The sequence below is a fragment of the Rahnella sp. BIGb0603 genome, assembly GCF_024808755.1.
Classification (GTDB): domain Bacteria; phylum Pseudomonadota; class Gammaproteobacteria; order Enterobacterales; family Enterobacteriaceae; genus Rahnella; species Rahnella contaminans.
Genome location: NZ_JANUEX010000001.1, coordinates 858,149 through 883,378, shown reverse-complemented (window position 1 = coordinate 883,378; position 25,230 = coordinate 858,149). Strand labels below are relative to the sequence as shown.

The 25,230-nt window shown below is 49.0% G+C and carries 29 protein-coding genes, 1 tRNA gene and 1 pseudogene; 14 read left to right on the top strand and 17 right to left on the bottom strand.

Going from position 1 to position 25,230, the window contains the following annotated elements; translation table 11 throughout:
* Window position 1: 1 nt before the first annotated feature.
* The 5 genes from M2403_RS04245 to M2403_RS04225 all read right to left on the bottom strand — a co-directional run bounded on the left by M2403_RS04245 (window position 2) and on the right by M2403_RS04225 (window position 3,787).
* Complete coding sequence (locus M2403_RS04245; RefSeq protein ID WP_259228596.1) at window positions 2–1,273, bottom strand: RimK family alpha-L-glutamate ligase; 1,272 nt, start codon at window positions 1,271–1,273, stop codon at window positions 2–4.
* A 129-nt stretch (window positions 1,274–1,402) separates the two neighbouring features.
* Entirely contained in the window at window positions 1,403–1,588 is a 186-nt protein-coding gene (locus tag M2403_RS04240) for a YpfN family protein (RefSeq protein WP_152327950.1), read from the bottom strand.
* Window positions 1,589–1,603: 15 nt separating this feature from the next.
* Window positions 1,604–2,278 carry a M15 family metallopeptidase gene (locus M2403_RS04235; RefSeq protein WP_195823605.1) on the bottom strand — a complete coding sequence of 225 codons (675 nt, stop codon included), beginning with the start codon at window positions 2,276–2,278 and terminating at the stop codon, window positions 1,604–1,606.
* Window positions 2,275–3,402: a succinyl-diaminopimelate desuccinylase gene (dapE, locus tag M2403_RS04230; protein WP_165059374.1), complete on the bottom strand. Its 1,128-nt coding sequence runs from the start codon at window positions 3,400–3,402 to the stop codon at window positions 2,275–2,277. Before dapE ends, M2403_RS04235 begins: the two co-directional genes overlap by 4 nt.
* A gap of 1 nt (window position 3,403) precedes the next feature.
* A complete protein-coding gene (locus tag M2403_RS04225; protein WP_152327953.1) occupies window positions 3,404–3,787 on the bottom strand; it encodes an ArsC family reductase in 384 nt (127 codons plus the stop codon).
* Window positions 3,788–3,985: 198 nt separating this feature from the next.
* Here M2403_RS04225 and ypfM point away from each other — a divergent pair, with 198 nt between their 5' ends.
* Window positions 3,986–4,045: a protein YpfM gene (ypfM, locus tag M2403_RS24920; RefSeq protein ID WP_152328030.1), complete on the top strand. Its 60-nt coding sequence runs from the start codon at window positions 3,986–3,988 to the stop codon at window positions 4,043–4,045.
* Between the two features lie 174 nt (window positions 4,046–4,219).
* Here the strand turns inward: ypfM and acrD are convergent, their stop codons facing one another.
* Window positions 4,220–7,375, bottom strand: coding sequence for a multidrug efflux RND transporter permease AcrD (gene acrD / locus M2403_RS04220; RefSeq protein ID WP_165059377.1), 3,156 nt, complete (start codon window positions 7,373–7,375; stop codon window positions 4,220–4,222).
* A gap of 315 nt (window positions 7,376–7,690) precedes the next feature.
* Here acrD and M2403_RS04215 point away from each other — a divergent pair, with 315 nt between their 5' ends.
* Both M2403_RS04215 and nudK read left to right on the top strand, forming a co-directional pair.
* The gene (locus M2403_RS04215; protein WP_152327955.1) at window positions 7,691–7,981 is read left to right on the top strand and encodes a helix-turn-helix domain-containing protein; all 291 of its coding nucleotides are present in this window, start codon (window positions 7,691–7,693) and stop codon (window positions 7,979–7,981) included.
* 72 nt (window positions 7,982–8,053) lie between these two features.
* Window positions 8,054–8,644, top strand: coding sequence for a GDP-mannose pyrophosphatase NudK (nudK, locus tag M2403_RS04210; RefSeq protein ID WP_152327956.1), 591 nt, complete (start codon window positions 8,054–8,056; stop codon window positions 8,642–8,644).
* Window positions 8,645–8,710: 66 nt separating this feature from the next.
* Here the strand turns inward: nudK and M2403_RS04205 are convergent, their stop codons facing one another.
* Window positions 8,711–9,886, bottom strand: coding sequence for a hypothetical protein (locus M2403_RS04205; RefSeq protein ID WP_259228595.1), 1,176 nt, complete (start codon window positions 9,884–9,886; stop codon window positions 8,711–8,713).
* Window positions 9,887–10,142: 256 nt separating this feature from the next.
* Between M2403_RS04205 and M2403_RS04200 the strand changes: the two genes are divergently transcribed.
* Window positions 10,143–11,213 carry a DUF1176 domain-containing protein gene (locus M2403_RS04200; RefSeq protein WP_152327958.1) on the top strand — a complete coding sequence of 357 codons (1,071 nt, stop codon included), beginning with the start codon at window positions 10,143–10,145 and terminating at the stop codon, window positions 11,211–11,213.
* 90 nt (window positions 11,214–11,303) lie between these two features.
* Here the strand turns inward: M2403_RS04200 and ybcJ are convergent, their stop codons facing one another.
* Both ybcJ and folD read right to left on the bottom strand, forming a co-directional pair.
* A complete protein-coding gene (gene ybcJ / locus M2403_RS04195) occupies window positions 11,304–11,522 on the bottom strand; it encodes a ribosome-associated protein YbcJ (protein WP_152327959.1) in 219 nt (72 codons plus the stop codon).
* A gap of 32 nt (window positions 11,523–11,554) precedes the next feature.
* A complete protein-coding gene (gene folD, locus M2403_RS04190) occupies window positions 11,555–12,427 on the bottom strand; it encodes a bifunctional methylenetetrahydrofolate dehydrogenase/methenyltetrahydrofolate cyclohydrolase FolD (RefSeq protein WP_152327960.1) in 873 nt (290 codons plus the stop codon).
* A 185-nt stretch (window positions 12,428–12,612) separates the two neighbouring features.
* Here folD and M2403_RS04185 point away from each other — a divergent pair, with 185 nt between their 5' ends.
* Together M2403_RS04185 and M2403_RS04180 are read left to right on the top strand one after the other, a co-directional pair.
* Entirely contained in the window at window positions 12,613–13,530 is a 918-nt protein-coding gene (locus M2403_RS04185; protein ID WP_217153226.1) for an L-lactate dehydrogenase, read from the top strand.
* Between the two features lie 147 nt (window positions 13,531–13,677).
* Window positions 13,678–13,754, top strand: a tRNA-Arg gene (locus M2403_RS04180).
* Between the two features lie 207 nt (window positions 13,755–13,961).
* On the opposite strand, the gene M2403_RS04175 is transcribed toward M2403_RS04180, so the two are convergent.
* Window positions 13,962–14,585, bottom strand: coding sequence for a hypothetical protein (locus M2403_RS04175; protein WP_152325069.1), 624 nt, complete (start codon window positions 14,583–14,585; stop codon window positions 13,962–13,964).
* Window positions 14,586–14,860: 275 nt separating this feature from the next.
* On the opposite strand from M2403_RS04175, the gene M2403_RS04170 reads away from it, so the two are divergent.
* The 5 genes from M2403_RS04170 (at window position 14,861) to M2403_RS04150 (ending at window position 16,794) form a co-directional block, all read left to right on the top strand.
* A complete protein-coding gene (locus M2403_RS04170) occupies window positions 14,861–15,064 on the top strand; it encodes a hypothetical protein (RefSeq protein WP_259228593.1) in 204 nt (67 codons plus the stop codon).
* Complete coding sequence (locus M2403_RS04165; RefSeq protein ID WP_259228592.1) at window positions 15,061–15,741, top strand: DUF2612 domain-containing protein; 681 nt, start codon at window positions 15,061–15,063, stop codon at window positions 15,739–15,741. Before M2403_RS04170 ends, M2403_RS04165 begins: the two co-directional genes overlap by 4 nt.
* Entirely contained in the window at window positions 15,741–16,241 is a 501-nt protein-coding gene (locus M2403_RS04160) for a hypothetical protein (protein WP_405047803.1), read from the top strand. Before M2403_RS04165 ends, M2403_RS04160 begins: the two co-directional genes overlap by 1 nt.
* On the top strand, window positions 16,241–16,417 hold the full coding sequence (locus tag M2403_RS04155; RefSeq protein WP_193333145.1) for a hypothetical protein: 177 nt from the start codon (window positions 16,241–16,243) through the stop codon (window positions 16,415–16,417). Before M2403_RS04160 ends, M2403_RS04155 begins: the two co-directional genes overlap by 1 nt.
* 137 nt (window positions 16,418–16,554) lie before the next feature.
* A complete protein-coding gene (locus M2403_RS04150) occupies window positions 16,555–16,794 on the top strand; it encodes a hypothetical protein (RefSeq protein ID WP_259228591.1) in 240 nt (79 codons plus the stop codon).
* A 27-nt stretch (window positions 16,795–16,821) separates the two neighbouring features.
* On the opposite strand, the gene M2403_RS04145 is transcribed toward M2403_RS04150, so the two are convergent.
* Complete coding sequence (locus M2403_RS04145; protein WP_259228590.1) at window positions 16,822–17,739, bottom strand: acyltransferase; 918 nt, start codon at window positions 17,737–17,739, stop codon at window positions 16,822–16,824.
* 87 nt (window positions 17,740–17,826) lie between these two features.
* Between M2403_RS04145 and M2403_RS04140 the strand changes: the two genes are divergently transcribed.
* Window positions 17,827–18,108, top strand: a complete 282-nt coding sequence (locus M2403_RS04140; protein ID WP_259228589.1) for a hypothetical protein — start codon at window positions 17,827–17,829, stop codon at window positions 18,106–18,108.
* On the opposite strand, the pseudogene M2403_RS04135 reads toward M2403_RS04140, so the two are convergent.
* The 4 genes and pseudogenes from M2403_RS04135 to M2403_RS04120 form a co-directional block, all read right to left on the bottom strand.
* Window positions 18,027–19,199, bottom strand: a pseudogene (locus M2403_RS04135) (IS3 family transposase). The gene M2403_RS04140 and the pseudogene M2403_RS04135 sit on opposite strands and share 82 nt — an antisense overlap.
* A 113-nt stretch (window positions 19,200–19,312) precedes the next feature.
* On the bottom strand, window positions 19,313–20,806 hold the full coding sequence (locus M2403_RS04130) for a glucosyltransferase domain-containing protein (protein ID WP_259228588.1): 1,494 nt from the start codon (window positions 20,804–20,806) through the stop codon (window positions 19,313–19,315).
* A gap of 4 nt (window positions 20,807–20,810) precedes the next feature.
* Window positions 20,811–21,728, bottom strand: a complete 918-nt coding sequence (locus M2403_RS04125) for a glycosyltransferase family 2 protein (protein WP_152326399.1) — start codon at window positions 21,726–21,728, stop codon at window positions 20,811–20,813.
* Window positions 21,728–22,087 (bottom strand): GtrA family protein, encoded by a 360-nt coding sequence (locus M2403_RS04120; protein WP_152326400.1) that lies wholly within the window; start codon window positions 22,085–22,087, stop codon window positions 21,728–21,730. The genes M2403_RS04125 and M2403_RS04120 overlap by 1 nt, the downstream gene beginning before the upstream one ends.
* 145 nt (window positions 22,088–22,232) lie before the next feature.
* On the opposite strand from M2403_RS04120, the gene M2403_RS04115 reads away from it, so the two are divergent.
* A complete protein-coding gene (locus M2403_RS04115) occupies window positions 22,233–22,481 on the top strand; it encodes a hypothetical protein (protein ID WP_259228587.1) in 249 nt (82 codons plus the stop codon).
* 497 nt (window positions 22,482–22,978) lie between these two features.
* Window positions 22,979–23,221: a hypothetical protein gene (locus tag M2403_RS04110; protein WP_259228586.1), complete on the top strand. Its 243-nt coding sequence runs from the start codon at window positions 22,979–22,981 to the stop codon at window positions 23,219–23,221.
* Window positions 23,222–23,264: 43 nt separating this feature from the next.
* Here the strand turns inward: M2403_RS04110 and M2403_RS04105 are convergent, their stop codons facing one another.
* Together M2403_RS04105 and M2403_RS04100 are read right to left on the bottom strand one after the other, a co-directional pair.
* Window positions 23,265–24,743: a glucosyltransferase domain-containing protein gene (locus M2403_RS04105; RefSeq protein WP_152326403.1), complete on the bottom strand. Its 1,479-nt coding sequence runs from the start codon at window positions 24,741–24,743 to the stop codon at window positions 23,265–23,267.
* A gap of 213 nt (window positions 24,744–24,956) precedes the next feature.
* On the bottom strand, window positions 24,957–25,220 hold the full coding sequence (locus M2403_RS04100; RefSeq protein WP_152326404.1) for an XRE family transcriptional regulator: 264 nt from the start codon (window positions 25,218–25,220) through the stop codon (window positions 24,957–24,959).
* Between the last annotated feature and the right edge of the window lie 10 nt (window positions 25,221–25,230).

Below are 25,230 nucleotides of genomic sequence, written 5' to 3'. Positions count from 1 at the left end.
TTTATTCTTGTCCTGTTAGCGCATCAGCGGAAGTGTCGGCGTGCGCAAAGGCACGGGATAACAGCAACTCGCGGCATGCTGTTTTAACTTTATTCATATGGATTTGTTTGTGCGGGAACATGACTTCCAGATCCATGGCGTGAACCACCATTGCCGGATCAATTTCAAAGACCAGCAACGAGCCGTCGGGCGCTTCGCTGCAATCAATCCCGACATAATCGAGTTGGGTTGTGTCATAAATGGCCTTCAGCGCGACGTGGTGGCGCGCGGCGAATTCGTGGAAATTCGTCAGGAAAGCCGCTTCTTCTTCACGTTTTTTGTGATCTTCATACATCGCCGCGTTGACGTAATGCACCATCCAGTGCGACGAAATAGCCATATGGCAGGCGTAAGGTTTACCGTCGATCAGCGATATACGGTATTTACGGAACTGGCCGTCCGCGTTGCTGTAATCGATGAATTTCGACAGGAAATAATCTTCAACGCCAACGCGCGCAAGGTAATCCGCCAGTTCGTCCTGCCGGGTGATTTTCTCCAGACCGTGGCCACCGTGCGAACCTGCGGGGCGCAGGATAACCGGGAAATCACTGCCCGGTAACGCATCGCTCAGCGTCATTTGCCCGCTTGCGACCGCAGTAAGCAGGGCGTGCGTCACCGGATACGCCTGCGCGATGGTGAGCCCCGGTTTGTTTTGTAAAACGCGGCTGGCGATGTGGCGTTCTGAATGAGGAATGTACTCGGGAGCGTTGATCACCGGCACCGGCCACTGGCGGGTCAAGGTTTCCAGTTGTTGCAACAGGAACAGATTTTCGGTGGTCGCGCTGATGCCAATCATCAGCAGGTCATGTTCAGGAATGGGCGCCTCAAACGGTGCTTCCGGCGTGATGTAGTAATAAATCAGGTCGATGTCGCTGTTTTCCAGCAGACAGTCGAGGGGCACGTTGGCGGACAGCGTACCGGGCACCATCAGCATCAGTAAACGCAGTTTTGCCGGTTTTTGCACAGCGCTGAGGGTATAAACCTGCTGCATCGCCAGCGCCTGATTCTGGATAGTCAGGCCAAGATCGGTGCGTTGCAGGCACAGCATCACCGTGGAAAGGTTCATCCACAAAATGGCATCATCAGGATTTTGCTGCGCACGTGTGACCAGTTTCTGCGCGATCGCGGTGCACTCGTCACCGGCTATGCTCATGCGTAAAAATGGAGCAAGCCCCAGAAATTGCGTGGCGTCGGCTGTCGCCTGCTCTGGTGTCGGGGTTGTTAAAGTTGGCAAAGGACTCGTCTCTCCGTACGTCAGTTTCACGTCACATGATACTGGCCGGAGAGAGAGTCAATCGGCGGAGAATCGCTACATAATCCGCCGACTAATATTGATTAGGTTTTGTAGCCGTGCTGACCGGTGTTACTTTTTCTTTGGCCAGTCATCATCTTTATCCCACTCGGCATTGTTGTCGCGATGCGGTGGAAGTTCAGGTTTATCTTTCAGGTATTTCTTCACGTCCACACGACGTAACTCTTTCATCCCGCTGATAAACATGCCGATCAGAATGATCAGAACGATCCACCAGTAATCTTTAATCCACTCCATGGCGTGCTCCTTAATTTATGTAGGGTTTAGGGCGATAAAACGCGGAAAAATTGTCGCTATCTCACTGATGACCCAGTCAGAACCGGCGATATCCTGGCCCTGCCACGCGCTGATTAGCACCTCCGGCGTCAGCTGTGATTCGCACTGCTGTGCCAGAGGACGATAACTCAGGTGCCAGGGTTCAACGGCAACGCCGCCACGATCCTGTGCAAAAGGCCGGTAAAAGCCAAATGCTTCCATGTGCGCCGACATCCAGAGGTTCAGCGGATGAAAATAGCCGTTTTCCTCGTATTCCCACGGCTCCAGTTGCAGCGTCCGGCCTTCCGGCAGCAGAGACGGATCGTAAACATCCAGATCGCTGCCCCAGTGGTGGCGGCTTGCGCCCGGTAGTGCCGACCAGCGCAGGATCAGTTCACAACGTTCAGCGGCAGACAACGTGCTGATGTCCACCGGCTGGCTGTTCTTATCTAATACTGGTCGCTCGCCGCGAAATTTGCCATTCCAGATGGCCTGCTGGCGACTGAAATCACGAAAAGTACTGGCTGGCTGCAAATTAAACCCGGCCTGCGCCGCTGCTTTTTGCATTTCTGCAAAGGCACCGGCGGCGGCTTTTTGTAACCGGTGCGGGCCTTCGCCCAATGTGACCAGATGCGCGTCGGAGCGGCCGGTCAGCATTTCGTGGCTGATCATGCGACTAACTGTTCCATGATGCGCTGATACATACGGCTGAGAACCTGCAAATCGGCGGCATGTACGCATTCGTTGATTTTGTGGATGGTGGCATTCACCGGCCCCAGTTCAACCACCTGAGCGCCCATCAGCGCGATGAAACGCCCGTCGGAAGTTCCGCCGGTGGTTTGCAGTTCTGGCGTGATTTCGCTGTAGTGGCGAACGGCATTCACGACGGCGTCAACCAGTTCACCGCGGGACGTCAGGAACGGCTGGCCGGACACCACCCAGTTCAGTGTGTACTGAAGATTGTGGCGATCCAGCAGTTCAGCGACGCGCTGCTTAATGATGGCATCGGTCAGTTCCGTGCTGAAACGGAAGTTAAACTGCACATACAGCTCGCCGGGGATCACGTTATTGCTGCCGGTACCGGCATTGATATTGGCGATTTGCATGCTGGTCGGCGGGAAGAATTCGTTGCCGTTATCCCAGACCGTAGCGACCAGTTCGTTGAGCGCAGGCATGGCGCGGTGCACCGGATTATCGGCCAGATGCGGATAGGCAACATGCCCCTGAACGCCATGCACGTGCAGGTTAGCGGTCATCGAGCCGCGACGGCCATTTTTCACAATATCGCCCACGCGCGTGGTGCTGGACGGCTCGCCGACCAGGCAAAAATCCAGGCGCTCTTTGCGTTCCATCAGGGCGTTAACCACTTTGACGGTGCCGTTCACGGCGCTGGCTTCTTCATCGGAAGTAATCAGAAACGCCAGACGGCCTTTGTGATTCGGGTTTGCTGCCACAAAGCGTTCTGCCGCGACCACCATCGCCGCCAGCGAACCTTTCATATCGGCAGCGCCACGGCCATACAGCATGCCATCGCGCAGGGTTGGCTCGAACGGGCCGGTTACCCACAGATTGTGATCGCCGGTCGGTACGACGTCAGTGTGCCCGGCAAATGCCAGGGTTTTGCCTTCACCGCGTGTCGCCCAAAAATTGAGGGTATCGCCAAAATTCATCGGCTCAACGTGAAAACCAATGGCCTGCAGGCGGGCAATCATAATTTCCTGGCAGCCTGCATCGTCCGGGCTGAGGGAAGGGCGGCGGATTAACTGCTGGGCTAAATCGAGAACCGGACAACTCATGTTACTTCACCTGTGCGAGAAATTGCTGATAGCTTTCTGGTTTGAATCCCAGCAGAGACTGGCCATCTGGCGCCAGCAAGAAAGGGCGTTTGATCACCGCCGGGTGTTCAAGCATCACGGCTTTGGCGCTGGCTTCGTTATCACAGGCCGTGCGCGTGGCTTCGTCCAGTTTGCGCCAGGTGGTGCCGCGCGTGTTGAGCATCGCTTCCCAACCCTGTTTGCCGATGAGGTTTTGCAGCAGCGCCTCGTCCAGGCCTTCAACCCGATAATCGTGGAACTGGCATTCAACGCCATTTTCTTCCAGCCAGCGGCGGGCTTTTTTGACGGTATCGCAATTTTTAATGCCGTAAAGAATAAAAGTGGTTTGAGCAGACGTCGTTGCCATAAAAAAACATAACCTGTGAGTAATAAAGGAACTTTTGACCAGCGCAAAAAGCGGGACACGAATAATCACATAATGAGGCAAAACGCGGGCAGGATCCAGACGGGGCGGGATTGTGATCACGATTAAACAATTGTCATTGAATTTTTGCGTGTACAAAAAATAGACGTATAATGATGCCGTCTAATCAAGGGGAGAAAAATGTTAGAGCAAGAATTAGGTAACTGGAAAGACTTTATCGACCGTATGTTGAAAGCGTAATTGCCCACAGTACCAGCGACAAAGCAAAGAGAAGATTTATTCACCGTGTCAGCGCGTCATAATAAAAACGTTTGTTCAGGAAGACCATTACGTCCATTTAGAGACGATTTACACCAGCCAATAAATCATTAATAAAAAAGGCGTTAATTCACATTAACGCCTTTTTTGTGCCTGCTATTTGTGTTCGTGAGGCACGGTTGCGACGATATCCGAGATGACCGGTTCACCGGTTTTCCCCGGGAAGCGGCGGCGGACCAGCACAAAGAACAGCGGAACGAAGAAGATTGCCAGAACGGTGGCAGAAATCATCCCGCCGATAACCCCGGTGCCGACTGCGTGCTGGCTCGCGGAACCCGCGCCGGTGCTGGTCGCCATCGGCAAGACCCCGAAGATAAACGCCAGCGACGTCATCAGAATAGGTCGCAGACGCATCCTTGAGGCTTCGAGCGTGGCTTCTACCAGCGCTTTGCCTTTGTGGTTAAGGTCATTGGCAAATTCGACGATCAGAATGGCGTTTTTGGCCGACAAACCGATGATGGTTAACATCCCGACCTGGAAGTAAACATCGTTTTCCAGCCCGCGCAGCCACGTTGCAATCACCGCCCCGATCACGCCTAAAGGCACCACCAGCATGACCGAGAACGGAATCGACCAGCTTTCATAAAGCGCCGCCAGACACAGGAATACGACCAGCAGGGAGATGGCGTACAGCGCCGGAGCCTGCGCACCGGAGAGGCGTTCCTGATAAGAAAGCCCCGTCCATTCAAGACCGAATCCGGCGGGGAGTTTCGCTACCAGTTTCTCCATCTCGTCCATCGCCGTACCGCTGCTGACGCCCGTTGCAGCTTCACCGACAATTTCTACCGCAGAATAACCGTTGTAACGTTCCAGACGCGGTGAACCGGTTTGCCAGTGCGACGTGGTGAATGCGGAGAACGGCACCATCGTTCCGCTGGAATTGCGCACGTACCATTTATTGACGTCGTCCGGCAGCATACGGAACGGCGCGGCAGCCTGAACATAAACTTTCTTCACACGCCCGCGGTCAACGAAGTCATTCACGTACGTGGAACCCCAGGCGGTACTCAGCGTGCTGTTGATATCCGCAACGGAAACCCCCAGCGCCTGCGCTTTTACCTGATCGATGTCGATCTGCAACTGCGGGCTGTCATCGAGACCGTTATGACGAACGCGGCTCAGCGTGCTGTCTTTGCTGGTCATTTCCAGAAGCTGATCGCGCGCGGCCATCAGTGCATCATGACCATTCCCGGCGTGATCCTGCAATTCCATATCGAAACCGGCAGATGTCCCCAGTCCGTTGATGGCCGGTGGTCCGCTGGCGATAACGCGCGCCTCGCGGATGTGCCGGAATTCTTTGGTCGCGCGGTCAATAATGTCGAAGACAGAGTTATGACCGGAGGTGCGTTTGTCCCAGTCCGTCAGGCTGATAAACAGACGGGCAACGTTCTGACCGTTACCGCCCGGGCCTGCGCCCAGCGTGGAGAACACGGAAACCACATCATTCTTTTCTTCCGTCAGGAAATAGTGCTCGATTTTCTCGACCACTTTTTGTGTCTGTTGCAGCGTAGAACCCGGCGGCAGCTGAACCTGAACGGTCAGTACGCCCTGATCTTCCTGCGGCAGGAATGACGTCGGCAGTTTCACAAACAGGAACGCCAGAATGCCGAGGATCAGCAGATAACCCAGCATATAACGCACGCTGTGGCGGAGAATGCTGCCAACGCCCCGTTCATAACGGTGCGCATTCTTATCGAACGTGCGGTTAAACCAGCCGAAGAAACCTGTTTTGCCGTGATGATGGCCCTTGGCAATCGGCTTGAGAATGGTCGAACACAGCGCCGGTGTGAGGGTCAGCGCGACAAAGACAGAAAGCACCATCGCGGCAACAATCGTGATGGAGAACTGACGGTAGATCGCACCGGTTGTACCGCCGAAAAACGCCATCGGGATAAATACGGCCGACAGCACCATGGTGATACCGACCAGCGCACTCTGAATTTGCCCCATCGATTTTCGGGTTGCGTCTCTGGGGCTTAGCCCTTCCTCGCTCATCACGCGCTCGACGTTTTCCACCACCACGATGGCGTCATCGACCAGCAGCCCGATGGCGAGCACCATCGCGAACATTGTCAGGGTGTTGATGGTGTAACCGAACTGATGCAACACCACGAACGTCCCCAGCAAAACGACCGGGACGGCAATGGTCGGGATCAACGTTGCGCGGATATTTTGCAGGAACAGATACATTACGAGGAACACCAGCACGATCGCTTCGAACAGCGTTTTCACCACGTCGGTGATCGCCGCTTTGACGAATGGCGTGGTTTCATAGGCGATGCGGGTTTCGAGCCCGTGGGGGAAGTATTTTTCCAGTTCCGTCAGACGTGCGCGAACCAGTTTGTCGGTTTGCAGTTCGTTGGCGCCGGACGCCAGCTGCACGCCCATACCAGATGCGGCCTGGCCATTATAACGGCTGAGAATGCTGTAGTCTTCGGCACCCAGACCGACGGTTGAGACATCGCCGAGTTTGACCTGTGAGCCGTCCTGATTCACTTTCAGGGTGATATCGCGAAACTGTTGCGGCGTTTGCAACTGCGACTGCGCGTTAACCGTTGCGTTGAGCGCCTGCAAATCAACCGACGGTGCGCCGCCGAGCTGCCCGACTGCCACCTGACTGTTCTGGTTTTCAATTGCCGTCACCACATCGCTGGTGGTCATCTGGTAGTTAGTCAGTTTGTTCGGATCGAGCCAGATACGCATCGCATATTGCGTGCCGTAAGCGGTAATGCTGCCGACACCGTCGATACGGCTTAGTGGATCCTGAATATTGGAGGCCACATAGTCGGCGATATCCTGCTTATCCATACTGCCGTCGGTGGACACGAATGCGACGGTCATCAGGTTGGTATCACCGGTTTTCGAGACGGTGACCCCTTGCGTTTGCACCGCCTGCGGCAATCGTTTCATCGCCTGTTGCAGCTGATTTTGTACCTGTTGCAAGGCTTCATTCGGGTCGGTTCCGGCCACAAAACTCAAGGTAATCTGTGACTTGCCGTTGCTGCTGCTCTGAGAAGACATGTACATCAGGTTGTCTAACCCGGTCATGTTCTGCTCGATGATTTGTGTCACCGTGTTTTCTAACGTCTGAGCTGATGCGCCCGGATAAGTCGCGGTTATACGCACATTTGGCGGAGCCAGATCGGGGTACTGTTCAACGGGCAAAGAATAGATAGCCAGTGCGCCGGACAAGGAAATGATGATCGCTAAAACCCAGGCAAAGATCGGGCGATCGATAAAAAAGTTAGCCATGCGTCAAGAACCTCGTTGTCACTCTGGCGTGAGTGACTAACATCAGCAAACAAACAGAGCGTCAGTAATCTGACAAAAAAATCCCCTGAAAAGGTTTTCTCAGAGGCAGTACCGTCCGGAAAGGACTGAGCGAGTGTTAGAGTGTCGTTCTACGTCAATGCACTTTACCTTCTCATTCCCGATAAAACGTGGAGAAATAAAGGAGATAATGTAAAAAAGCCTCCCCGCACACAGGGTTATGTCTCACACGTATTCGCTGAAACAGTCTACGCTTTGGCTATCTTCTTTTTATGACAATACGCAGGGGTCGTCCAGATGAGTTTGAATTTGAATTCGGTGTTTGCGCGCCGTCTCTATCTTTGCTGGTTGCTGGATAACGAACAAAAACCGAATGTGCCCAAACTGATGGAGATTACCGGCTGGCCGCGCCGCACTTTGCAGGATGTGCTGAAAGCGTTACCGGGAATGGGCATCGAGCTGGAATTTGTGCAGCAGGGCGTGCGCAACAACGACGGCTACTATCAGATTTCCGGCTGGGGACCGCTGGATCCCCAATGGATTGGCCGACATCGCGAGCAACTTCTCGACGCAATTGAGCACGGCTGACGCTGGCAGGGGCGTACTATTGCGGCTATGATATCGGGCTTCTCTCACCACTTCTGAGCGGAGGCACGCTAAATGTCATCTCATGGCAGGTCATCTAAAATCGAAAACGTCCGGACCGAGTTACTCTCTGATAACTGGTATGTTCTTCGAAAATTCACCTACGACTTAATCAAACGCAACGGTGAACGTCAGCCGCAATCCCGTGAAGTGTATGACCGGGGAAACGGTGCGACCATTCTGCTTTATAACCGGCCAAAGAAAACCGTTCTGCTGATCAATCAGTTTCGTATGCCGACGTATGTCAACGGCAACCCGACCGGCATGTTGCTGGAAACCTGCGCAGGGTTGCTGGACGATGATTCGCCGGAAGACTGCATCCGTAAAGAAGCGATTGAAGAAACCGGTTTTGCCGTCGGGCACGTCGAGAAACTCTTCGAATGCTACATGTCGCCGGGCAGCGTGACGGAAATCGTTCACTTTTTTGCCGCAGAATATGATGAATCGCAGCGGGCGAATGCTGGCGGTGGCGTGGAAGATGAAGATATTGACGTGCTGGAAGTGCCGTTCACCGAAGCGCTGGCGATGATCAAAGATGGCCGCATCAAAGACGGTAAAACGATTATGTTGCTTCAATACGCGCAGTTGCAGGGCTGGCTGGCGTAAAAGTTTTAATCCCGAAAAGTCATTGTTATCTTAAAAGTCAAAGGCACCCGCAGGTGCCTTTGACTTTTAGTGTTCCAGACTGATGGCGGTGCTCCCTGCGTGGCCTTTCAGCGCTGACCACGGCAAGACTGACCATTCCGGGCTTTCGCACGAACGTTGTACGCGGGCGAACGTCGGATCAAAATACAGGCCTTTCGGTGTGAAATACCACGCCGGGAACTGCCAGACGGACGGATCCGAATAATCGCAGTCATCATCGCTATCGTCGGTCGGCTTCTTCATCTGTTCCGGATGCGCCTCAGTAAGCTGTTTCACCAGCCACGGTGCCCATTTCTTATCGCGGTACGCGGCGAAGGTATCGAAATCCACGTCATTCTTGCCCGATGAGGCGCGATCTTCCGCATTGAGATAATGGAACGGCGCGCCGTCACCGACCCACACGATGTCTTCCAGCGTCAGTGTATCCGCCGTTTGGGCGTTCATATTGACCGGCGCTTCGCCGAAATCAGGATGCGCACCGCCGCAATCATAGGACGTGAACAGACTGACACTGACGACTTCCGGGCTCATGAATTCCGGCGTAACGGTCTGCTGATATTCGCCCTGACCAAACCGGCTGGCGCCGAGCATACACGCATGCCATCCGCTGACTTCCTGCCATAAACGGGTGCGCAGTTTCTGGTTCATCGCCTGCAAACTGGCGTCCGGATAACCGGACACAATCTCGAAAAGCGTGATTTTCGACTGAGGCTCAACCCACCATTGCAGCTGATAACCCATGAAATTCTCGCTTTTACCGGCCTTCAGCTGCAATTCAGATAACCGCAGATACTCGTAAGGATCGGTATGAATCAGCGAACCCAGATAGCTGTCGTCGGTAGCCGCCGCAGGAAGCTGCGCAGGTTTTAGCGTCACCGGCAGCGTTTTGCCCTGCGGATTGGTCCAGTTACCTTGCCAGCCACCGTTTTCATCTTTGGTCAGTGTGAATTCAGGACGCGGCGTATCGTCAAAATCGTCCAGCCCTTCCTGAAGTTTGAGATCCTGCCCGTCCAGCGCGCCGTTGAGTGGCAAATCCAGATGGTACTTCTGATAAAAGTAACGGCCCGTCACTTCGTCAGGTTTATTCATGTCCAGCTCAACCACTATGCTGGTTTTTCCCAGTGTGCCGTTGTACACCACCGGCGGCTCTTCCGCCCACGCGGACAGAGAGAACAACGTTATCAGCCAAATCCATAACTTCATCTGAATCTCCCGGAGAAATGAACATCATCCTTTCGCCATTTTTTTTCGTTATTGGCGGAGTCAGTGTACTGAAAGTTTCGTTACGTCACCATTACGTGATTTCGTAAGTGGTGAAAAATAAATGCCTGCAAAAAAATAAATCCGGCAAAGTATCTCTTTCTTATTTCGAATAAAAAATGCTGCATTGTTGGCAGAGTCTTGGCGGCGGTTACGCTATTATCAAAAAAGATAATTTCGAACAGAGCAGAAACTCATAATGAGCAGATGGATTACCGCCCCTTTATGCCTGCTGGCCGGAATGCTGGCTTTCAGCGCGCAGGCCGAGCCGACGCAGGCAATTTATAACGACTGGCAGGTCAGCTGCGACAATCTCAATCACTGCGTCGCCCGAAATTCTCAGGACGGGCAGGAGCTGGTAATGAAAATTACCCGCGAAGCCGGACCCGAAGGTAAATCGACTGTCAGCATTGATTACCAGCGCAACAGCGATGAACAGTCTGCTGAAGCGCCAATCGCCAGCCGTTTGCAGATGAATGGCAAAACGCTGAGCTTTAATCATCGCGAATGGGATGTCAGCAAAAAACACCTTTCTACCGGTAACCGTCTGGTGGTGAATGATTTTATTGCCGCTATCCGTGAAGGCAGCAGCATTCAGCTGGCCGGTAAAGCCGATACCGCGCAGCCGGTCAGGCCGGTTATTTCACTCAAAGGGCTGAAGGCCGCTTTGCTGGCAATCGATGCACAGCAGGGGCGCGTTGGCACGAAAACTGCCTGGGCGAACCGCGGAACGAAGCCGGTGAATACGGTGCCGCCGATCCCGGCAACGCCGGTTCTGCCGCGTTTCAGCGAACCTCATGCGCTTTCTGAAACTGAGATTTCGGCGATTACGCAGAATGCCGCGACTACCATTGAGAACAACGATTGCAGCCTCGACCCGTCGGAGCGCGAAGTACATATCTTTGCACTCAGCAACGAGAAAGCGCTGATGACAGTGAACTGCGATATGGGCGCGTATAACCTTTACGCGCTGGGATTCCTGGTTTCGCGTCAGTCACCGTATAAAATGGACGATCTGGCGCTGAGCATGCCGTTCAAACTGGGCGAAGACGATCAGTCTCCGGAACTGATCAATGCTGATTTTGATCCGAAAACCGGATTGCTGACGACCTACGATAAAGGCCGTGGCGTCGGAGATTGCGGCGTCTCTTCCCGCTGGATATTCGATGGCAAAACGTTCCGCCTGGCCGCGTTTGCGTCAGAGCCAAGCTGTGATGGCTACAGCAGCGGCGGCGACTGGCCGGTATTGTGGGTTACACAGGCTCCGTAACTCAGTCTTTGTCCTAAAGCAGACATAAAAAATGCCCTGTCAGCGTGAAGCTTGCAGGGCATTTTTTCGAAGCCGGATTGGGTCAGAAAATTATACTGACGCCTTCACCACGACTTTATTGCTGGCGAACTCAACGTTCTGGTCAGCAACGATTTTGCAGCGTTTACGGGTTTCGACTTTACCGTTGACCTTAACCTGGCCTTCAGCGATCACCGCTTTAGCGGTACCGCCACTGTCACACCAGCCCATAAATTTGAGCAGGTCGCACAGTTCAACGTGCGGATGTTTTTCGAGAAAAAAAGTTTCCATGTATTCCTGACTTTATGTGTAGTGCTAATTGTTTAAGACTTATTTGCGCTGATGTCGTGATATTCCTCGCAAGCCTGCAAGGTATTCTGGATCAGCGTCGCGACCGTCATCGGGCCAACACCGCCCGGCACCGGTGTGATAAAGGAAGCTCGCTCAGCGGCGCCATCATATTCCACATCGCCGACAACTTTACCACTTTCCAGACGATTTATACCGACATCAATGACAATCGCGCCCGGTTTAATCCATTCGCCCGGAATAAAACCCGGTTTACCGACGGCAACCACCACCAGATCGGCGTTTTCAACGTGATGGCGCAGATTTTTAGTGAAGCGGTGCGTGACCGTCGTGGTGCAGCCCGCCAGCAGTAACTCCATGCTCATCGGACGGCCAACAATATTGGATGCGCCGATCACCACGGCGTTCAGCCCGAATGTATCAACGCCATAACGTTCGAGCAGGGTCACGATACCGCGCGGCGTACAAGGACGCAGCGTTGGAGCGCGCTGGCACAGACGCCCCACGTTGTACGGATGGAACCCGTCGACGTCTTTGTCAGGATGAATACGTTCGAGCACCTTGATGTTATCAATGCCCGCAGGCAGCGGAAGCTGAACCAGAATACCGTCGATTTCGTTGTCGTTATTGAGCTGATCGATAAGGCCGAGCAGTTCGCCTTCGGTGGTCGTCGCCGGTAAATCGTAAGAGCGGGAAATAAACCCGACTTCTTCGCAAGAACGGCGCTTGCTGGCGACATAAATCTGCGATGCCGGATTTTCACCGACCAGTACGACAGCCAGCCCGGGAGCACGTTTCCCTTCCGCCAGTCGTTGTTGAACACGCGCCGCAACTTCGTTTCTGACTTGCTGCGCAATCGTTTTACCGTCAATAATCTTTGCTGCCATCAGGGAATAAATCCATCAATTAAAAAATGCAGGGGGATGCGTCTATTTTGTCAGAAGAGGCGTGCGCTGTCAGGCGCTGAATGCGAATAACTTGTTATCGGCGGGTGAGAATTTAACCTGAGACAGTGGCGAAAAAAGTGTCTATTTTAGAGGTGACTCTATTTAAATCATGAGGAAAGGAATAAATGACACGTAAAGTGGGAATCATCGGTGCCGGGCACGTGGGCGCTGACGTCGCGTTTTCACTGGTCACACAGGGTTTGTGCGACATCATTGTGCTGCTGGATGAAAATGAAAAGAAAGCCGTCAGCCAGTCGCTTGAACTGCGCGATATGGCTTCACTGACTGCTTCGCGCGTTCAGGTCATCGCTAATGATTACAGCGAATTGCATGACGCCGACGTGCTGGTCATCGCCGTCGGCCCTAAAACGCTGTTACGCGAAGACCGTCTGGAAGAGCTGGCCGAAACCCGTGCGGCAGTCCGTGAAGTCATTCCCCGTGTCATCGCCAGCGGTTTTGGCGGCGTTATTATCAACATCACCAACCCGTGCGACGTGATAACCCAGATTATTCAGCAAACCAGCGGCTTGCCGGATTCGCAGGTATTTGGCACCGGCACGTCTCTGGATACCGCACGGATGAAACGCGTCGTCGGCGAGTTTTTCGGCTTTGATCCGAAAAGCGTCACGGGCTACGTGATGGGCGAACACGGTGAGTCGCAGTTTGTCGCCTGGAGCACTGTCACGCTCGGTGGACGTCCGGTCGCCGAACTGGCGGGCGATCGCGAGGTTGACTGGGCAAAAATGGACGACGCCGTTCGCGGCGGCGGCTGGGAAATCCTGCAAGGGAAGGGCTGGACCAGCTTCGGTATTGCGACCGCGACAGCGCGTCTGGTGGATGCCGTGCTGTCCAATGCGCAGAGCGTGTACCCGGTTTCCGCGTGGGATGAAGAACTTAGCGTGTATATCGGGCAACCGGCGGTGATCGGTAAAAACGGTATCGTACAAACTTTGCAGCCGGAACTGACCGCCTACGAAGGCGTGGCATACCACGCCTCCGCGCGCGTTATCACCGCTGCATTGAAATCTGAGCACGAAAAATAACCACCGCTGATGACATCGTCTTATCAGGCATACCGGGAATAACTGCTAATTGTTCAGGCATTAAGCAGAGAGTTCGAAAGCCATTGACTCAACCCGGTCTGCCCGTATAATCCGAACCCGCAACGCTCCCAATTTGGGACAAGCAATGCGCCCTTAGCTCAGTTGGATAGAGCAACGGCCTTCTAAGCCGTAGGTCACAGGTTCGAGCCCTGTAGGGCGTACCATTTAAAAACAATGAGTTACACGCAAAAACCCCGCCAAACATCAAAACCCCCTAGTTTAGTTACAAGTCAAGTTAGCGTTTCCACACTACCCCCCAAAAAACCACCCCGCACAAATCGCCACAAACCCTAAATATTTTTCTGTGCTTACTAAATAAGTGAGTTTTGTACTCATGCTGTCCCTGTAACTATTCAGGGATAGAGTTCCGGTTAGCGTTGAGCCATCGCATACAAGGGCAGGTTGCATTGCCGGAATAAGTGAATCACCGAAATGAATGAACGCCATTGGTGAGCGCCGTTGTATCCCCTCACATGCAGGTTTCGGCGCATAGCATCCACCCCAGCGCGGGCGATGCCTGCTGCCAATTCATCGTCTGACACATTGTTACCGTCTGTGGCTTGTGCGATGCGTTGCCCTTCGTCAACCAGTGACGGAGCGGAGCTCATGAGGCGAACGGCAAGCGTAGCCAGAACCGCAAACGGGGTATCTTTCAGGGGTGGTGAATTCAGGCGTTCAAAGACGCGCCCCATTACTCCGCCCTCTGCAACATACAGGCTTGTTTCCTCCTGCATGGCACGGGCTCGACTGGCTGCGGCCTGCGAATTCTTGAATGCTGCGTATCGTGAATATTGCTGAACCGTGGGTAACGTATTCGGGGGGCAGACTCCCTCAGTCCGCATTTCGATTAGGTGGGCTTTTGCCTCAGCACTTAACAAAACTTCTTTTCGTTGTGTGCGGGCGTCTTCCTGTTCCATCTGTTTAGGCTTTGCACCTACCAGAATGTTAGCCCTCTTACGGGCATTCTCTCTGACTTTGCGAGCGGCTTTGCTCATTGCTCAATCACTGCAATTCTGTGGACTTATCCTGTCCAAAAACTATACGGGAAATATATCTACGGTGATGCCAGACGGTGCCAATAACAGCCATTCCTAAGCAACGGGAGGAAGCACGGCACGAACAAGGTTAAGGAATAATCCCAACCTGTCCGCGCTTTCAAGTGCCTTACCTTAAGTTTCCGGTTAGGTTTTCACTTGCCCAGCCCCAGAATGCCGTCTGTGCGTGGGTCAAGGGTCTGATTCGAACCTGACATTGCTCTGCCGCGCCCCCCTTGCTTCTCTCTCTCCCATTGCCTACGCGCAAACTCAATCGCAACGGCGGCAAACCTTGGTGTGGTAAGCGACGGTTCTACGACATCACCAGTTTGCAAATCGGGAAAAGTGCCGGAACGGTCGCCGCGGCAAATATCGCTATTGGTTACAGCGAATCGGCAACCTGTGACGTGAGCAATATCAGCATTACGGTGACGCCATGAGTAAAGACACCGATCTTACTACCAATTACCACAGCCTAAAGCCGCTTTTCGTTGACCATATTGACCTGATTACCCGACCGCTGAGCGATGCCGGAAACGCAATAACTGCGTTTATTACCGAATTCGATATCGATGAAGCGATCGGCGTGCAGCTGGATATTCTCGGCAAATGGATTGGCAGAACGCGAGTTGTTAGACAGCCCATATCTGGCATTTATTTTTCCTTTGACACGGACAGTTTGGGATTCGATCAGGGTGTGTGGCAAGGGCAATATGATCCTGACGTTGGATTTACGAACTTGAGTGATGACGCTTACCGAATTGTCCTCAAAGCAAAAATTGCGATTAATCACTGGAACGGCACAAACGAAACCCTACCGGAAATCCTCGATACGGCTCTGGCAGGTTCAGGCCTGACGATGCAGATCGTAGACAACCAGGACATGACAATTTCAGTTTGGGTATTTCCGGAAACCGATATTTCTGATGTTTCACTCGAGCTGATCGCGGCGATCCGTCAGGGAGATCTGGCAGTAAAGGCCGCCGGGGTTTGGGCTGGCGACATTCAGACACCCTCCGTAGAAACCCCGTCAGTAGGCAATAAATTTTTCGGGTTTGATATGGATAACGATTACATAGCCGGATTCGATGATGGCGCATGGGAGAAGAAATTATAATGAGTACAAACAATTTTAAACTTTTCGCAATTAGCTCAGGAGCGAATGTCTTATCTCAAGCTGATTATGAAGCATTGAGCGCACTTGCTTCAGGATTTCAGGCAGGGAAGTCATCATCTGCGCAAATAAACAAAGCCATCAGGCAGGCAACAGTAATGGCCTATGTGTTGGCCCAGTTCATTTCTGATACTTCGTCCACTGATGTGCTTGATAATGGAGTGCCTGCTACTATTGTGACGAATCTTAAGTCGGGCCTACTGAGTGCGGCGCCTGGGCAATTACTCAATAGTCAAGTGTTCAGCACAAGCGGAACTTGGACCAAAACTTCAGGAGCAAAAAAAGCACAGATCAAATGTTGGGGTGGCGGTAACACAACAACAACCGCTTCTGGAGGTGGTGCCGGTGGCGGAGGGGCTGGCGGAAAAAAACCAACATCAACTCAATACCTTGCATCTGGTGCGGGTGCAAATGGTTATATAATTATTATGGAGTATGCATAATGGCTGCTACTATTTACGCATTGATTTCCTCGACAACTAACATAGTTGACAACACGATTGTAGCCGATTCAGATTTTGAATTGGATGGATATTATCTGGTTGAAATAATTCAGGATAATCCCGCATCTACAGGAATGGTCTACAACAAAGAAAATAATACATTCTCGTTTCCATAGTAGTTATTAGGGGGTGCTATCCCAAGGGCTAAGGCCTTTGCGTTCTTCGATAAAGAGTTTTTGTATTTTTTTCATATAGAAAACCCGACTCGGTGGCCGGGTAGGCTCTTACTTCTGATTCAATGGCGGCGGAATATTTGACGGCTGAGCTGTATTTACGACAACCGAAGGCTGCTGCTGAACAGTCTGAATATGACGGAGCATCTTCTAAAATAAATTCCATCAGAGAGCAAATTGAAGACGAAGATTTTACAACTGCAATGGAGTCTGAGCTTGATGATTTACTGAGCACTTGGACCGGGTATAGGAAATCATTAAGATCATACATTTCTTCAGGTGATGGAAGCAAAGAACTCCCTTCACCACCTAAAGACTGATCTTAAAAAAACGTACTCATATAAGCTTTAAGTTAGGATTCTTTTATAAAAACTGATTTTTCCAAACGTCTGGCTGAAAAATACTGAAAAAAATGAAACCGATAAAAACAGGAGTGTCTGGTTACCAATCTGGGATTTTAAAGCTAAGTAAAAGAAATAATGAATAAAGTAAATGCTTGATGCAGTGCTAGCTATGTTAAAGTTAATTTTAATATTTGATCTTAACGCAATCATGAAGATACAAGACGCGGCGAGTGGAGCGAATAATAATAGATCATTATTATAAACTCCCAGCTTTAGCCTGATGCATCCCTCAGCACAAAGCATGATAGTAAGAAATAAGAAGGTTGATACCCCAGAATAGGCGGCCATAGATGAAATTCTGTATTTTTTTAGGGCCGCACCTAAGGCAATTAGAGGGAATCCGAATGTTAAAAAGTTTCTATAAAATAGGATAGAGTATTCACCATGCTCAATACTTGACTGCAAGATGAATCCAATCACATATAGTGATATAGCAATAAGGTAAAGTCGTTTGTTTGCATACAGGAAATAATAAACAATCATGCCGATTATCAGCGCAGGCATAAACCAAAGATGCCGCCACCCTTTTACAAGTATGTATAAAGATTCAAATGCATACCCGCCAGTTGAACGGTGCTTCATAGCTATATCCGATATTTCGAAGGGCAGATAAAAAACACACCATGCGATATACAAGCAGGTAAGCCTGAAAACAGTTTTCTTAATATCTGCTGCTTTAGGATTTGATGGAAAATAATAACCGGCAGCAATAAAGAAAAATGGTACGGCGACCCTCGCTATGCTTTGGGTGAGAAGATAATCTAAAGTCCCGCTAGGAGTTATCGTATGAATTGAGATTACAAGGATGGCCATCAAAATCTTTACAAAATCGATAGCATTGTTTCTTCCTTGGTTTGCCATATTCAGATCCTGATTAGCCATAAGTTATCTTATAATTATGCACTAATGATAAGTGTCTTTAAACGTAAAAAGCCCTGCGACCGGGCAATGACTCAGCCGCGCCTCAAAGAGCATGGCGGCGACTATTGGCTTGGCCAGATTTACGATGACTGGTTCGGATTCGTGATAGATGAGCCGATATCACTACGGCAGGGAATGGACTACCTGATGACAGTAAGGATCAACGAGAATGACATCATGAAGTTTGATGACGGCTTGAACACTTTCATGCTGAAGTGGTGTAGTGGTCAACAACAACTGGTCACAGCTTTAGAGTTTTTCCAGGACAATCGTTCTGATTCATTCGGCGTCAAACCACCATTATATTGATGAGATCTGAGCTGGCTGTAATATCCTGTGATGTAATTCGTTATTGCCGTGCTGGCTTCGCTAAAATTCGTGTAGCCATTATCCGGTACCCACTCTGTTTTCAGGCTTCTGAAGAACCGTTCCATTGGGCTGTTATCCCAGCAATTTCCCCGGCGACTCAGGCTTTGCTTTATCTGATATCTCCACAGTAACTGTCTGAAATTCCTGCTGGTATAGTGACTGCCTTGATCCGGGTGATACAGTAAATTAGCCGGTTTTCCCCGTGCTTCCCAGTCCATCGACAGGGCTTTACCTGTCAGTGTGGAATAGGGAAAAATTACATCGTCCAGCCAACCGGTTTACGGGAAAACAAATCGAGTACAACAGCCAGATAAGCCCAGCGTTTTCCCGTCCAGATATAAGTCACATCACCGCACCAGACCTGATTAGGCTCTGTAACAGCAAACTGGCGATCCAGATAATTAGGGATCTCAATGTGTTCCTTAGACGCCTTCTTATAACGATGGCCATGTTGCTGACAGCTGATAATATTGAGCGCTTTCATCAGCTTTTTTGCCCGCCAGCGGCTCAGTTTTATACCTTTGGTGGTGACCATTGCGGCAATGCTTCGCGCTCCTGCCTCCTGCTGAACCGTTACTTTCGCGATAAACTTCACGCACAAGGCTCAGTAATGCCACTCTCGTGGCGTCAGGCTTCCTGGGCTGCCGCCAGTATTTATAACTGCTGCGATGAACCCCAAACACGTTGCACACAACGGCAACAGGAAACCGCGCCCTGAGTTTCTCAACTAATGAGAATCGTTCAGGGAGTCTGACATAAAGAGCGCGGTAGCATTTTTTTAATATATCTCTTTACATTTCAATATGTTGAAGAATTTTCTTCAACTCACGCATCTCGAACTGCTCAGGTGTCATGGGTGAAGCTATGGGTGATTTTCCCGCTCGCTCTTCTTTCAGTTGTCGAACCCATTTGTCCATCGTGGATTTGCCGACATTCATCGCAGTGGCAGCGGTGTAATGCTGATCGAGTACAAGCTGGGCAGCCTCGAGGCGAAACTCGGGGCTAAAATTGCGTCTGTTACGCCCGGTCATAATGTCACCTGTTTTGACTATGAGGTGATGATATCACCTCTATTCAGGTGGCCAAATTTACTATGCCACTCCAGTTTTGTTATTGCTTCAATTTGAACCATTACCATGGAGGGTCAAAATTTACATTCGTGACGGTCATAATCCACTACAAAATAACCACTTCCGCTCCACATGTAATAGCCGCCAAAATCTCCCACCAACTTCATCCCACACAGATCTTGAGTGGCTTCTGCAAGGCTTACATAAGGTATCTGCAAACCAAACGCCTCAAGCCTCAGCCTACCCCACAGGAAATCCTGATTCAAATCGTTGAAGATAATTCTTCCTATGATGGGGAAATTCCACTCTGCCAGTTTGGACTGCGCACTGTGAGGGGCTGAGCCTTTAAAGGCAATGCCCTTGCCCTCACCACCCTGCAAGGCAATAGTCGTTTTAATCTCAGAAATCATTGTGGCCTCAAGTTCATCCGTTGTTCTCTGAGCGTTGTAGTAAGAATACGCGAGGACAAACATTCCGATAACAGGAAGTGCGATTATCCACCTGAGCGCCCTTATGTTTTCGGTTAAGATAGCGACAGACAACGTAATGAAAACCATAATCCCAGAGGCACCGATAAGAACGCGAGGAGAGAATACGGGTGACTTCAGGAGAAGTAGAGGTCCGAATATTGATGCATAAATAACAATAATACTTGCCATCAAAATAGCTAAATCGAGCATCTTTAATGCTTTTATCTGTTGATTCAGGAAGATATGCTTTAAAACTAAGAAAATGAATCCCATAGAAAAAATGATAGGTATCAAGAAGTAGTTGCGAAGAGACCCAGCAAATGCAGAGAAAAACATACTGCTTAGGGATGCATAGTTAATAACAATTACCGATAATATATCCGTTAAGCTTCCTGATGCCAGTTCGCTGTGGATAATATTATAATCTCCTGTTACTATGAATTTTTTTATGGTTAAAGTGTAAATGGCATTTGCTAATAAAAGCCCCGCTACCCTTCCTGCCAGTTCTTTATATTTCCCCGCACACCTCTTCTCATAAGTATCAACAATGAAGATTATTGCTGCGAATGAGATAAATAAGTTAAGAGCCGCCTGATAAAAGCACAGTGAGATAAATAAGCAAAACGTAGAGCTAGCGATACTTTTGACAATATCATCGCTTTTAAATGCATAGGGTAAGATTGCTGCTGAAACAGCAAAAGCCATTGTCAGTGAATCATATCTAAAAGACCAGTTTTCCAGATAGTATGGCGACGATATGATAGGAAACAGAGCAAGGACAGGAAGAATCACTCCAGACTTACTAATCCTGAAAGATAAAAAAACGATACTGGCTGAGATAGTGGCAGCGCCAAGTATTTGTGTTAAAGGCGCTATGTCGCTCAGCAAACCGCCAGCCATAAGCAAATGAAACAGGCCATTTGATAGCGGCCTGCCATTGGAGTTCCATGGCGTCTGGCCCGTAACCGAATGCAAAAGGTCATCAGCGTAGTAGTGCCCAGAAGTTAGCAGAGGGAAGAGATAAGCAAGGGTAAGCAGAAAACAGAACAAAAACCTTCCTTTAATCCTTTTATTCACTGCCTCATTGTGTTCAGGCATGGTGTCAGTCTCCATTGTCATTCTTAATGATAAATCGTGGTCTTTGTTTGGTCTCGATATAAATCCTTCCGATGTACTCACCAAGTACGCCAATGCCTATTAATTGAATTCCACCTAGGAAAAGAATAGAAACCAGAATAGACGGGTAACCATGAATTGGGTTGCCAAAAATGAGGGTGTCAATAATCATATATACACCGTAGGCGAAAGATAGCCCGGCGACAAAAAGCCCGATATAAGTCCACATGCGAAGCGGGAAAGTTGAGAAAGATGTGATGCCTTCGAGAGCAAGGTTCCACAGTTTCCAACCATTGAATTTTGTCGAACCGGCTACGCGCTCATCACGGGTATATTCGACCACTGCGGTGCGGCCACCGACCCAAGACAGAACCCCTTTCATGAATAAGTTTCGTTCAGGGAGCGACTTAATGTTTTCTACGACAGCGCGAGACATTAACCTGAAATCGCCAACGTTTTCCTCAATCTTGGGTTTGCTGATCATGTTATGGAGCTTATAAAACCACTCAGCACTTTTACGCTTAAAATGGCTGTCTGACGACCTGTCCGCTCGTTTGGCCAGAACAACATCTGCACCTTCCTGCCACTTCTCTATAAGTCGGGGGATCACGTCAATTGGATCCTGAAGGTCAACATCGATAGGAATTACCACATCACCTGTTGAAGCTTCAAGGCCTGCGAATAGAGCGGGTTCTTTACCAAAGTTTCTGGTGAAGGATAGGGCATTAACGAGCGAATCTGATTTTGCCAGCGCGTTAATTAGGCTTTCTGTATTGTCGCTACTACCGTCGTTAATGAAAACAATCTCTACCTCGTGCTGAGACAGTTGTTCACGGACTGTCCGATAAAAAATAGCGATGGTGTCCTCTTCGTTGAAGACAGGGACGACAAGAGATATTTTCATTACTCTTCCCTAAATATGATGAATGTCGAGTATAGGAACCCAATAAGGAGGCTTATTGCTGAAAAACCTATCAGGGTTAATATTGGGTTAAGTTCGACCTTGTCACCCAGGTAACCACAGGCCAGAGCAAGCGCCCCCATGAAGCCAACATACAAAAAGTATTTTGTAGTTGTGTGTTCTGCCTGATAGGTCCACTTGGCGTTAGCAAAGAAACTAAATGTGACAGCGATGCAAAATCCCGCAAAGTTACTGAGCATTTGCTTATGACCAAATGAATAGTATACGGCTGCAAAAGTTAACCAATGGATTGCGGTATTAAGACCGCCAATAAATGCATACTTAACAAAAATTTTTAACATGAGAAGATTCGAGTAAGAGAGATTGCAGGATCGTAGCATTTGATTCATAGAAGGCAAGGAAACGTAAGGGTATGTTAGTTTTTTTTTGATTTAGCGTCTGCATTTTGCAAGGCAGTACCATGGGGAGCACATAAATTCAGGAACAATGCTGCTTGTTGATAGTGCAATAAAACCCGTAGTCGGACACCTCCTGCTTGTTCAGAACGATGTTAAGAATGAGGTTTACAGGCTGGTGACAATTGTCCGGCGCGGGCTGGAGTCGCTGATCGATAACGCTGACTTCATTGCTTTTTGTGGTGAATTTTTAGATGAAGGAATTGTCGTTGAGGGTGTGGTGGCATTCATTATCAATGATGCTGGTAACCAGGTGTTTGATGATACACTGTGCATCTGAAAAAGAGACTCAATAGAAAATGTAAGTGTTGAGTCTCTTTTTTATTTATTAAGTCTAAATAATCCCTTCTGCAAAACAAAAATTTTTCCTAGCAAATACATGAGAGTACATGGCTGTCGCTGTTCATATAAAAAATGGAAAATTTAAATTAATTCTGATATAAAACAGCTAGTTAATGCCCACTAAACTGCCTATTACCTATACAGGTGGACAACCAATGCGTCTGGAATCACACGAGGTGTTGCAACAGGAGGTAACGTATTTAACGTTTCGGGTCAAACAGGGCAGGGTAGGCGAAATGCGTCTTCATTAGCTTCCATTATTGGTGGAACGGGTGATGGGGTATTTGGGGCATATAGCGCATTACCTCACAAATCACTTCCAGCGGATAGAGAAGGTTATCCGGGCGGTGCCGTAGGCTGCTATATATCGTCATCAGTTAGTTATTCCTAAGGCGCTGGCGCGTCTGGTCGGGTTATTATTGAGGAGTATGTATAATGAGTGCCTGTGCAGCTATTCATAAAGAGAGCATTGAGGTTGTGAACACAATTCTAGCAGACACCGACTTCCCAATTGATGGATTCTATTTGGTCGAATATGATTCAGATAAATTCTTCTCTCAAAAAGGCATATTTTATAATGCAACAGACGCCCGTTTCTATGATGATAGTATTTATTCAACCATAAACGGAGTTGTTGCATCTGTAGTTAGTTCTGGTTGTTTATCAACCGGAGTTTAGTTATAGTTTTTGATAAAAACACCCTGTAATTGGGTGATTGATTTCATAGGCACCTGGTTGGATCAATGTTTTTATAAAAACCGTTAATGCAGTTTCCAGGTGATAATCCTAATTTTACTACGACCACGTCATTAACCTTAAATACCGATCCTTTACTAGGCCAGGTTGGCGCAGAATTTATTTGTTTCAATCCTGATTTTAACTCACTATAAGGTGTTGGAATGATTTTTGCTATTCCAGTGACGTTCATGAAGGCTGAAATTCTTGCAGAGTTACCAGCATCCCAGCTTAGGAAAGAACTGCCGAACATATCATGATTTTTAGGTTTATCAACTGAGTCAATGGTAAATGCCCCATAGAAGTAAACTTTGACAGGTTGGTAAGGGGGAACATCTATATAATTAGATATGTCGTTGGCTATAAGTGACGAAATACGATAGTCCTGATTGAAGGAAATGTAGTCTGTATAGAACAATCTACTTGATGACGCTGTGCCATAAAGTAGAGAAAATGCAGGAATAAGCCATATGATTTTCTTGTAACCATACTTCGAAAAAAGGATAACCCCAGAAGCTGCAAATGATATTGCTAGGCAATTCATGGAGCGGGGAGGCAATAATCCACCAATGAACACATTCATCAAGAAAGGTGAAGTTACAAGAGCTACGGATGTCAGTAAATAGAGTGGACGATTTTTAACGGATGGGGCACATGTGACAAGAAGTGATAACACCGATATTATGTAGATATTTAGACCATAAGGCGCATCGAGCGAGAAATATTTTACTATGAATGAAAAGGTGGAACTTATAGTTTCTTGTGCTGGCTGATGAAGCCACCCAACCATGTTTGAGAAGTATGAATCTGAACTTTTTCCAAAATGCCACTGAATAAGTCTTGTCAACAAAGAATATGCAATCATAGAGAACAAAAGGACTATGGAAGGCTTTAATATGATATTTGAAAATCTTAGATCATCCCTATTGTTTGCAACGCAATAGCAGCTATATGAAATGATAATGGAAAGGGGGACGAAAATTAATGATTGATATATTGAGACGGCAAAAGTTAGCGCGGCGACAGGTGCTATAAACGTCATTAATACACCGTTACCTCTGAGCATGAGATATGTCGATACAGAACATAAAAACATTCCCATTGCTAAGGTGTCAGACTGATTGGAAAATTCAAGCTGATATGCAAATTGAGGTAAAGAGGAATATAAAATAGAGAAAAATATAGACTGGATTCTGTCAAGGTTTAAGGTGCATGAAATCATCGCGCATGATAAAGCAAGTATAATCAGCGATAAAAATTCGGTGTAGAATGGTATGAAAGGCTCTGGGAAAATTGTTGACTTTAGTAGGGCGTGCCCCCATCTACCCATGCTTATAGTATGCAGTATGTTGTTACTAAATTCCTCATCAATAGACAAGGTAAAGTGAGTTAGTTCAAAGCCATAAACTATAAGTAGTACGATAATCGAAACTAAGAATGAAGTGAAAAATACATTTTTTTTCATGCGTCTAACTCATATCCAAAAAGATGTTAACCACCCATTCCATGCTTTGTTGTTACCCAAGCTTACAGGAATGTAGTTTATATAAAATGCCAAAATCTAACATTGATATTCTTGTCCAAGGCTTCATGAGAATAAAGTTTCATAACCACCAATATCGCCAGTCACCTGAACCCGCCAAGTGATAAGAACCGATAAAAGTTTTTTAACTGATCCTTAATCAAAGCAAGCTCCCATTTCCTTCATTTTCTCAGTGATTTTCTTCAGGTTATTTTCTTCAAGTGCCAACTGTGCAGCCATGTAAAACAAAATATGCGGGCTGAGTGCGCGCGGTGATTCCCCCCCTGTATACTTACGCCACTGACTGTTACTGGCTACTCCGGCCAGATCCGCCATCTGGTTACCGGTGTAACCAAGTTCATCTTTAAGGCGAATCAGATCATCGGTAGTCGGTGGGGAATACTCTTTTATTAGTCTCATCTGCACACCT